This is a genomic window from Streptococcus sp. DD04, from assembly GCF_001578725.1.
GTDB classification, from domain to species: Bacteria; Bacillota; Bacilli; order Lactobacillales; family Streptococcaceae; genus Streptococcus; species Streptococcus sinensis.
The window spans coordinates 47,010-55,748 of sequence record NZ_KQ968980.1; the positions used below are offsets into that span (position 1 = coordinate 47,010).

Annotated in this window: 10 protein-coding genes and 1 pseudogene; 5 read left to right on the forward strand and 6 right to left on the reverse strand. The window is 43.3% G+C overall.

The features are described from left to right. Positions 1-6 precede the first annotated feature (6 nt). On the reverse strand, positions 7-1,263 hold the full coding sequence (locus STRDD04_RS08375; protein ID WP_062201469.1) for a competence/damage-inducible protein A: 1,257 nt from the start codon (positions 1,261-1,263) through the stop codon (positions 7-9). 270 nt (positions 1,264-1,533) lie between these two features. Between STRDD04_RS08375 and STRDD04_RS08380 the strand changes: the two are divergent. After that, a pseudogene (locus STRDD04_RS08380) lies at positions 1,534-1,931 on the forward strand (helix-turn-helix domain-containing protein). A 42-nt stretch (positions 1,932-1,973) separates the two neighbouring features. Here the strand turns inward: STRDD04_RS08380 and STRDD04_RS08385 are convergent. The 4 genes from STRDD04_RS08385 to ruvA all read right to left on the reverse strand — a co-directional run bounded on the left by STRDD04_RS08385 (position 1,974) and on the right by ruvA (position 4,421). After that, a complete protein-coding gene (locus STRDD04_RS08385; RefSeq protein WP_062201471.1) occupies positions 1,974-2,531 on the reverse strand; it encodes a GNAT family N-acetyltransferase in 558 nt (185 codons plus the stop codon). 71 nt (positions 2,532-2,602) lie between these two features. After that, positions 2,603-3,262, reverse strand: coding sequence for a CPBP family glutamic-type intramembrane protease (locus tag STRDD04_RS08390; protein WP_062201472.1), 660 nt, complete (start codon positions 3,260-3,262; stop codon positions 2,603-2,605). Positions 3,263-3,266: 4 nt separating this feature from the next. Further along, positions 3,267-3,821 carry a DNA-3-methyladenine glycosylase I gene (locus tag STRDD04_RS08395; RefSeq protein ID WP_062201474.1) on the reverse strand — a complete coding sequence of 185 codons (555 nt, stop codon included), beginning with the start codon at positions 3,819-3,821 and terminating at the stop codon, positions 3,267-3,269. Between the two features lie 9 nt (positions 3,822-3,830). Next, entirely contained in the window at positions 3,831-4,421 is a 591-nt protein-coding gene (gene ruvA / locus STRDD04_RS08400; RefSeq protein ID WP_062201476.1) for a Holliday junction branch migration protein RuvA, read from the reverse strand. 169 nt (positions 4,422-4,590) lie between these two features. Here ruvA and STRDD04_RS08405 point away from each other — a divergent pair, with 169 nt between their 5' ends. Both STRDD04_RS08405 and STRDD04_RS08410 read left to right on the forward strand, forming a co-directional pair. Next, entirely contained in the window at positions 4,591-5,097 is a 507-nt protein-coding gene (locus STRDD04_RS08405) for a helix-turn-helix domain-containing protein (protein WP_062201477.1), read from the forward strand. Further along, positions 5,081-5,590, forward strand: a complete 510-nt coding sequence (locus STRDD04_RS08410; protein WP_062201479.1) for an RDD family protein — start codon at positions 5,081-5,083, stop codon at positions 5,588-5,590. Before STRDD04_RS08405 ends, STRDD04_RS08410 begins: the two co-directional genes overlap by 17 nt. 47 nt (positions 5,591-5,637) lie before the next feature. Here STRDD04_RS08410 and mutL read toward each other — a convergent pair whose 3' ends face one another. Continuing rightward, on the reverse strand, positions 5,638-7,581 hold the full coding sequence (mutL, locus tag STRDD04_RS08415) for a DNA mismatch repair endonuclease MutL (RefSeq protein WP_062201481.1): 1,944 nt from the start codon (positions 7,579-7,581) through the stop codon (positions 5,638-5,640). A gap of 184 nt (positions 7,582-7,765) precedes the next feature. Here mutL and STRDD04_RS08420 point away from each other — a divergent pair, with 184 nt between their 5' ends. Continuing rightward, the gene (locus tag STRDD04_RS08420) at positions 7,766-8,206 is read left to right on the forward strand and encodes a LytTR family DNA-binding domain-containing protein (RefSeq protein WP_062201482.1); all 441 of its coding nucleotides are present in this window, start codon (positions 7,766-7,768) and stop codon (positions 8,204-8,206) included. Next, positions 8,203-8,673: a DUF3021 domain-containing protein gene (locus STRDD04_RS08425; protein ID WP_062201484.1), complete on the forward strand. Its 471-nt coding sequence runs from the start codon at positions 8,203-8,205 to the stop codon at positions 8,671-8,673. Before STRDD04_RS08420 ends, STRDD04_RS08425 begins: the two co-directional genes overlap by 4 nt. Positions 8,674-8,739: the final 66 nt, after the last annotated feature.

Below are 8,739 nucleotides of genomic sequence, written 5' to 3' on the forward strand. Positions count from 1 at the left end.
CAAAAATCAGTTCTTTAATAAAGTTTTTCGTACGAGGTTGAAGGCGTGCATGACGGCAATCTTCCGCACATCACGTCGGCTACGGCCAGCAATATTGACCTCAATAATTTCCGTTTCCGATTCACTAGCTAAGCCAATAAATACAGTTCCAGCTGGATAACCTTCCAATGAATCTGGTCCAGCCACACCTGTTAGACTGACAGCTAGGTCACTTTCGGTCAGCTTTCTAGCCTGCTCTGCCATTTTCCCAGCTGTAAAAGCTGAAACGACACCGTGCTTCTCCAGGTCTCCCAACGGAATATTCAGCATCCTGCTCTTTTCCTCCATACTGTAGGTGACAAAGCCACCTGAAAAAATAGCAGAAGCTCCGGCAAAATCTGCCAAAATCGCTTGAAAGAGTCCTGCGGTCAGACTCTCCGCGGCCGAAATCGTCTTCCCTTGACTCTTCAGCAACTCAAAAGCCACCTGTGCCAAGGAATTGTCGTCCCCATAACCGTAGAAAATCTCAGACAAAGGCTGCCCCTCGAAAGTCTCATGAGCCAAAATAGACTTTTCCACAGCCTCAAACTTGGCATCTGCTTCTGCCTGACTCAGAGCCTTGGTAGACAGTCGCAAGGTGACCTCTCCTGTCTTTGCATAAGGCGCAATGGTCGGATCATTTTGACAATCAATCATTTCTGCTAAAATGGTCACTAGCTGACTCTCACCGATGCCAAAAAAGCGCAGCACCCGTGAATACAGCTTTTGACCTGTGGAAAGGAGCGGAATTAGTTCGTTATTGACCATAGGCTTAAGCTCGCTAGGAGGACCTGGCAGAACTACATAGGTCACTCCGTCAACTTCTAGCAAGCCACCAACAGCGAGACCTGTTGCATTTTGTAAAGGAGTTGAGCCTGTAACCAACTGAGCCTGCCGCTCATTGTTGGGCGTGCGAGTATAGTCCGGCCGGCTGGCAAAAAAACGGTCTAGCTTTTCCACAGCCTCTGGATCAAAACTCAGCTCCCGCCCTACAAACTTGGCCAAGGTCTGCTTGGTCAAATCATCCTCTGTTGGCCCCAAGCCTCCTGTTAGGACAATTAAATCACTGCGCTCTTTGGCAATTTCTAGGACAGAGAGAAGACGTTTTTCATTGTCCCCCACTGCTGTCTGAAAATAGACATCAATCCCCAGACTCGCAAGTTTTTCAGATAAAAATTGGGCATTGGTATTGACAATCTGACCTGTTAGAATCTCTGTGCCCACAGCAATAATTTCTGCTTTCATAGAACCTCCTACCTTACTATTCGGAATTGGCTTTATTTTATCACAAAAAAGAGCAAAAAAGTTGATTTTCATTTCAGGAAATAAAAAGAGCTGTCAACTTGATTGACAAACTTGTCAACATCCTGTGGAAAACTTTTAAAAAGCTGTTTGTTATGGAGAATAACTGGATTTTTAGGCCGATGCTATTGGCAAATGGTTTGAATCTTTTTATAATGGAGATGAAAAAAAGGAAATCATCTAAATATTTTTATTCAAAGAAAGGAGATCATCATGAAAATCTCTCAAGTTCTCAAAGACATTCGTCAACAACATCAGCTCACTCAGGAAGCCTTGGCGGAAAGGCTCAAGCCATTGCCCGCTGGGAAAGCGGAAAAGGAATCCCTGATATTGGCAACCTGATAGCTATCAGCCGCGAGTTTGATCTCAGTCTGGACCAGCTCATCAAGGAGGATGAGCGCTTGGAGAAAAAAGTTATCGAAGACAGCAAGGCTAAGAAATGGCACTATTTGGTCATTTTCTATCTCTTCTCCGCTTTGGTTGAGATTGCTATTTTTGCTTATTTGCACCATATCTTTATGGCTGGCTTCCTCATCTCCACCCTCTTCATGCTCTTCTATGAACTGCGCATCTTCATCAAGGAAAAAATATGGATGCAGAAAGAAGAGTAAAAATCTCACAACTTACAGAAAAGACCTAAACAAACATCTTGTCTAGGTCTTTTTAGCATCATTATTTAATTTACTTTCATAGCGGAGACGGATGGTTGGCTCTCCGCGAAGGCTCACTCCCTCCTTTTCCCACATCAGTGTCATCCCAATTTTTTCTAAAACTCCTTGACTAGCAAGATTGGGCTTAGTCGTGTGGGCAAGAAATATCTTTATCCCCGGCATGTTCTGAGCCAATTCTTTCAAGGCTAAGGCTGCTTCAGTTGCGTAGCCTTTTCTGTGATAGTTAGCATTGACTGTATAGCCTATTTCCGCCGTTTCTTGTTCTGTATCTATTCGAAGAGAGATATTGCCAATTAATTTACCTTCAGATTTCAACTCGATACCGTAGCGGCCCAAAGGAGCACTTAAATTATATAAAACAAGACTCTCTCGGCTCTCTTCTATGCTTTGGTGCTCTGGATAATCATATTTTAATAATTCTCCATCTGAAGTATATTCGTGATAATCCAACAAATCATCCATAGTCATGGGACGTAAGAGAAGACGCGCCGTCTCCAAGATACGATTCTCCGCTAAATATACCAAGGCTCTATTATCCATCCTTCACTTCCTTTCTGAATAACCTTAAAAGTGACTAGTGCAGAATATCTTCTGCTTATTGACTTAGCAGTCTACTGACTTATTGAAAAAATTGTCATCATAAAAGCAATGATATTGTTGCAGCAATGGAGGGCAATTGGATACCAGATATTTTTGTCCTTTCTTAGATACAGGAGCGAGAGAAGAAGACCTCCGCCAATGTAGGAAATAGCTGTCACCCACTCTGATAAGGCCCAGCTGTGCATATGAAGGGTGGCAAATAGAAAGGTTGTTAACACAATACCGAGCCCGTCAGAGAATTTTGCCAAGAAAGTGCCTAGGAAAAAGCGACGGAAGAAAAACTCTTCAACGATTGGCCCGATAAAGCAACCGATAACCAAGATTAAAAATTGATTTTCCAACAAGGCACCTTGAATACTGGCATCATTCTGCCCCTGTAGCGGCAAGCCCAGACTCTGTTTAATCAAAGCTGAAAGCTGGTTGCAGGCAATGGACAGGAGGAAAACAAAGAACATATACAAGGAGATCGTTTTTAGAAATTCCTTCTTCTTGGTCAGAATCAAGGCCAGCTGCTCCTTTAATTCTTCACGATAAGCCAAGATTCCCAAGATAAATAAAAGGAAATAAACTGGGTAAATCAACCAATTTATCCCAATCAACTGCAAGCCTCTACCTAGGAATAAGATCGTATAGAGGGTGATAAAAATAAGGAGAAATTTTCTTGTTTTCATTGTTCTACTTCCAATCACAATTATTTTCATGGTCATTGATAAGGCCAGCTGCTTCTAGGAATGAATAGACACAAACTGGACCAACAAATTTGAAGCCTTGCTTTTTCAGCGCCTTGGACATGGTTTCAGACAGCTCTGTTTTAGTTGGGGCTTCCTTGTAGTTCAAAATTTCATTGTCAATCGTTTTGAAATCGACAAAGGACCAGATATAGTCATTAAAAGAGCCAAACTGCTTCTGAACAGCCAAAAAAGCTTGGGCATTAGCCCTGGTAGCATAAATTTTCATCTTGTTACGGATAATATCAGGATTGCCTAACAAACCATCTAGATCTGCATCTGTCATCTGAGCAATTTTCTGAGCATCATAGAAACAAAAAGCTTCCCGAAAAGCCTGGCGTTTATTGAGAATAGTCTCCCAAGAAAGTCCGGCCTGATAGGTCTCCATGCAGAGCAATTCAAATAATTTCTGATCATCATGGAGGGGTTTGCCCCACTCCTCATCATGATAGGCCACATATAAAGGGTTGTTCATCTTTACCCAACCGCAGCGTTTGGTCATATCTTCCTCCTATTTCACCAACATCTTAAGAGCAGACTTGATATAGTTTTCTGCTGTATCCGTCGTTCCTTCAAAGAATTTCTTGATTTTCTTGAGCTCAGCAGCTTTGTAGCCCAATGCCAGCATAGCTTCCATGGCTTCTTCCAGCTCCTGATTGTCCACAGTCTGGACAGGCGCCTTGCTTTCTGACGGACCATCCGCCGCCACCACCTTGCCTTCCAAGTCCAGCACCATCTGCTGGGCTGTTTTCTTGCCAATTTTAGGAAACTTGGTCAGGTAGGTGATGTTTTTCTGCTCAATGGCTTGCACTAAGCCAGCATTATCATCCGCCGCAATAATTGCCAGAGCAGACACTGGGCCGATACCTGAGACTGAAATCAAGCTGAGAAAGAGTTGCTTCTCCTCCTCGGTTGCAAAACCGTATAAAAGTTCCGCATCTTCTCTTACCACCTGGTGAACATAGACCTTAGCTTCCTGATGAAGATGCCCTGAATAAGCATAGGGGTTGGCCACATGAAGAATATAGCCGATAGAGTTGACTTCCAATACAATATATTTAGCTGTAATTTTGCTGATGATTCCTTTAAAATATTCGTACATAATCTTCCTTCTTTTTGTATCATTTTGCCTATCTAGTATATCATATTTTCTATCTGGAAACTGCAAATAGAAGTGCAACCGGTGGTTGACAAAATGTACAGGAAGCTGTATTCTCAAGATGACTAAAAGCTGTTAGGATAGAGTTAGCAAAGAAAAGGAGGCTGCGAACATGAAACTCGCTGATAAATTATTTGAACTAAGAAAAGAAAAAGGCTGGTCACAAGAAAAACTGGCTGAACAGATCAATGTCTCTCGCCAGAGCATTTCCAAGTGGGAGTCTGGCCAAGCGCTGCCAGAACTCGAAAAAGTTGTAGAGCTGAGCAAGATTTTCCAGGTGACGACAGATTATCTGCTTTTAGAAGACAGCGATAAGCCAGAAATAAAACCCATCCTCTCAGAAGACGAAAAAGACCGCTACTACAAGGAAGTAAAATCTTATGGCTTCTGGCAGGTTTTGTATATTTTTGTATCAGCCTTGGCTATTTTTCTCTTCTTCGCAGGTTCTAGCTTTCCAGCAAAATTCACTGCGCTGGTCTGGTTAACTTTTTTCCTCTTAATCGCATCAGCAATGGCTATTAACAAGGCGCTAAAAATCAAGAAAAAGTATCTGGACAAGGTGATTGGTCTTGATAAAGTTCCAAAGAAAGAAGGTGCTCAAGATGAAACTACAAACTGACAATCCCATACCTGCCAAAATTCGTCTGAAAGAGCTGATTGGAGACTGGCTCTTCATTTCATTCTATCTCATTTCTCTTTTTTTACTAGCTATGGGTTTTTACTATCTGGTTTTAGGAGGCATTCCTGCATTCACTGAAGTCCAGAGCCAACTTCTGGCTTTTTCTACCTCAGTCCTGCCCCTAACAGTTATCTTTGCTTGGCTAGACTATCGAAAAGGCAGTTTTGGCAAGCGCTGGGCAGGTTTACAGTTGGTTTACAAGCATAGGAGCTTTGCTCACAGCCTTTTGCGCTCTGCTATCAAGTTTTTCCCTTGGCAGTTGGGACATATGGGAGCTATCCGTAGTACTTATCAAGCAGATACCCTGTCAATTTTCTTGTCAACTTCAGCAGGGATTCTCTTCTTGACCTTTCTGCTGATGGGATTGCTTCGCAAGGACAAACGATATCCAGCTGATTTGCTTGCTGGAACACAAGTTCAGCTCAAACATTAAAAACAGCTCTAGTTCGATGACTAGGGCTGTTTGATCTTCTATACAGTTTAGTATTTCCCCAATTCCCGCAGGCTAGTGTGATTTTCCTGAATGCGGCGGAACATTTTTTCCATATCCGACTTGGTAAAGTTGACCAAGACCGGTCGGCCGTGTGGGCAGTTGTAAGGATTGTCACACTGGGACAGCTGAAAGAGCAAGTCACGTGCAGAATAGTCATCCAGACTGTGATTGGCCTTGATGGAGCGTTTGCAGCTCATCATAATGGCTAGCTCCGCTCGATATTTTTTAATGGAAACTTCCTTGGCAAGGAGAAGCATATCACACATCTCATAGATACCTGCCTCAATCTCCTCTTCCTTGAACCAAATAGGATGTTCACGGAGGATAAACTGATTGGATCCGTACTCTTCTAAAAAGATGCCAGCATCTTCTAACAGCTCCATCCGCTGCTTGATTCGCAGCATATCGTCTGCTGGAAATTCAAAGATATAGGGCACTAAGAGCTGCTGCTGGCTATTGTCCACATCCCCAATCTTCTCCCGATAATACTCATACTTGACCCGCTCTTGAGCAGCATGCTGGTCAATAATGTAAAGACCGCCCTTGCCCTGAGCAAAGAGATAGGTGCCATGCATCTGGCCGAAATATTCTAACTCTGGGAAGCTTGATTTCTCTTCCTGTTCCAACTTATCCACAGCCCGCTCCAGACTGGCCTGGTCTAGCTCTGGATGGTCTAGTTGGTCATAGCTGGCTGGCCTTCTCTCTGCAAATTTGACTGAAGTCGGCTGTGGTTCTGCTTTTTCGTCAGTAACTATTTGGGTAGGCTCAGCTGAATCGTCAAAGGATAGCTGCTGCTCTGCGACCTGCGGCTTGAGGAAGAAGTCATTCTGCTCCTTATCGTAGTAGAGGCGATTTTCCTTCAGCGGAAGGCTGGTCTGTTCGGGCTTATTGGCACGTTTAACAGTTGATTTGGCTAGATTTTCCAAAGCATCCGGGATAAGGTCTTGCTCCTTGAGACTGGTCGCAATGGCTTGCGAAATCAAGGTCATGAGTTCCCGCTCTTTAGAAATACGCACCTCTTGCTTGGTCGGATGGACATTGACATCGGCCAAATAGGGGTCAATCTGAATATTGATGACCGCTAGTGGAAAGCGACCTACCATAAGCTTGCTGCCGTAGCCATCCAAAATAGCACGATTGAGCAGGAAATTCTTAATGTAGCGGCCGTTGATAAGAATCGTAATATAATTCCGATTTGCACGAGTCAGCTCAGGCAGGCTGACATAGCCACTGACTTCAAAATCCAAATCTGAAGCAGAGATTTCCACCATTTTCTTAGCTGTTGCCAGACCATAGATTCCTGCAATAGCCTGACGCAGATTGCCACTGCCGGCAGTCCGTGTCATTTCGCGGCCGTCACTGATAAGGGTGAAAGCCACTTCTGGATGAGCCAGACTGAGCCGATTAATCACATCAACAATATGGGACAGCTCTGCCTGCTGGCTCTTCATATACTTGAGCCGGGCTGGAGTATTGAAGAAGAGATCTTCTATCTTAATTTTCGTTCCCACCGGACTGCTGGTAGGCTCATGCTCTTCAATCTCACCACCTTGGGCAACTAGCAAAGTTCCGTGCTGACCAGCTTCCGTCGCTGTTTCAATAGTAAAACGTGAGACAGAAGCAATGGAAGGAATGGCCTCACCACGAAAACCCAGTGTTCGAATCCGAAAGAGATCCGCCTGCTTCTTGATTTTACTGGTAGCATGGCGTCGAAGGGCCAGAGGGACATCTTCGTGGTCTATGCCCTCGCCATTGTCCGTCACCTGAATGCTCTTGAGTCCGGCCTCCTCAATTTCGATGGTAATTTGGCTGGCACCCGCATCAATTGAATTTTCCACTAGCTCCTTGACCACGCTGCTAGGCCGCTCAATGACTTCACCAGCCGCAATCTGATTGGCTAGAATTTCTGGAAGTTCGATAATTTTTGACATCTTGTTCTCCGTATTTGTTCTACTATCTATTATAACACATTGGGCTCTTTCTATCAGAGGTCAACCTTGTCTCGACCATTCTGTCCGCCAGCCAAACCATATAGACACAAATAGCTGCCACATGGACAAAAGGGCTTGTTTTCTCTGACAAGTTGCGGTTTAATAAAGGTGAAAGGAGGAAGTTATGAAAGTTAAGTTAAGAATCGATTCCCAAGTCTCAGAAGACTCCGTCAGCATTGAGGCCCGCCTCATGACAGAAAGCATTCAGGAATTGGTCCACTTTGCTCAACATCTAGGCAAACAGGACAAGATTCATGTCAAGAAAAAGGACGAAATCTATCTGCTGGATGCTAAGGAAATCCACCGAATCTATACAGAAAATCGTCAGGTTCGGGTCCGAACGGCAAAAGATGGCTATCGAGCTCAACAAGCTCTTTATCAGTTGCTGCAGGTCCTGCCGGACTATTTCCTGCAGATTTCTCAATCGGAGATTATTAATATTAGTTATATCAGCTATTTAAAATTAACTCCGAATGGACTGGTACAAATTTTCCTAAAAAACGGTGATATGACCTATTCGTCCCGCCGTTACTTAAAAGCCATAAAGGAGAAATTAGATTTATGAAAGCAACAAAAATTATCCTATCCGGTTTTGGCGGTATTTTCATCGGCTTAGGTATTTCAATGCTTATTTCCTATTTGAATATACCAAATTATCTACCTTTAGATCCAAAATCCCATGTTGGTTTCTTCTTCATGAACCACCATATCCACCCTTCTATTATGATGCTGTACTGTATGTTCATCTGGTTTATTTTCGGAGCTGTGCTTGGATATAGCCAAGTCATCTTCCAAAAAGATTGGAGCATTTTAAAGTCTAGTCTTAGTCATTATTTACTCGCAATTACAACTCTGATTCCTGTTTCCATCTTGGCTGGTTGGCTCCCCGCAGCCACTTTGGTAGGCACTATCCTATCGATTGGTGTTGAATTCAGTCTGGTTTATTTCATTGTCTGGGGCTTGCTTTACCTGTCTACCAAAAGAAAAATCGAAACTATTAACAGACAATTGCAAGACAAAAATAATACTTAAAAATCATCTGCAAACAGGATTATTTAGTCACCAAAAAAGGCTTAAAATCAACGTTTTTGAAAACGG

Coding starts and splice junctions, on each gene's coding strand:
- STRDD04_RS08425 (WP_062201484.1), top strand. CDS start 8,203: ATGAAAGCAACAAAAATTATCCTATCCGGTTTTGGCGGTATTTTCATC.
- STRDD04_RS08395 (WP_062201474.1), bottom strand. CDS start 3,821: ATGACCAAACGCTGCGGTTGGGTAAAGATGAACAACCCTTTATATGTG.
- ruvA (WP_062201476.1), bottom strand. CDS start 4,421: ATGTACGAATATTTTAAAGGAATCATCAGCAAAATTACAGCTAAATAT.
- STRDD04_RS08390 (WP_062201472.1), bottom strand. CDS start 3,262: ATGAAAACAAGAAAATTTCTCCTTATTTTTATCACCCTCTATACGATC.
- mutL (WP_062201481.1), bottom strand. CDS start 7,581: ATGTCAAAAATTATCGAACTTCCAGAAATTCTAGCCAATCAGATTGCG.
- STRDD04_RS08420 (WP_062201482.1), top strand. CDS start 7,766: ATGAAAGTTAAGTTAAGAATCGATTCCCAAGTCTCAGAAGACTCCGTC.
- STRDD04_RS08410 (WP_062201479.1), top strand. CDS start 5,081: ATGAAACTACAAACTGACAATCCCATACCTGCCAAAATTCGTCTGAAA.
- STRDD04_RS08375 (WP_062201469.1), bottom strand. CDS start 1,263: ATGAAAGCAGAAATTATTGCTGTGGGCACAGAGATTCTAACAGGTCAG.
- STRDD04_RS08385 (WP_062201471.1), bottom strand. CDS start 2,531: ATGGATAATAGAGCCTTGGTATATTTAGCGGAGAATCGTATCTTGGAG.
- STRDD04_RS08405 (WP_062201477.1), top strand. CDS start 4,591: ATGAAACTCGCTGATAAATTATTTGAACTAAGAAAAGAAAAAGGCTGG.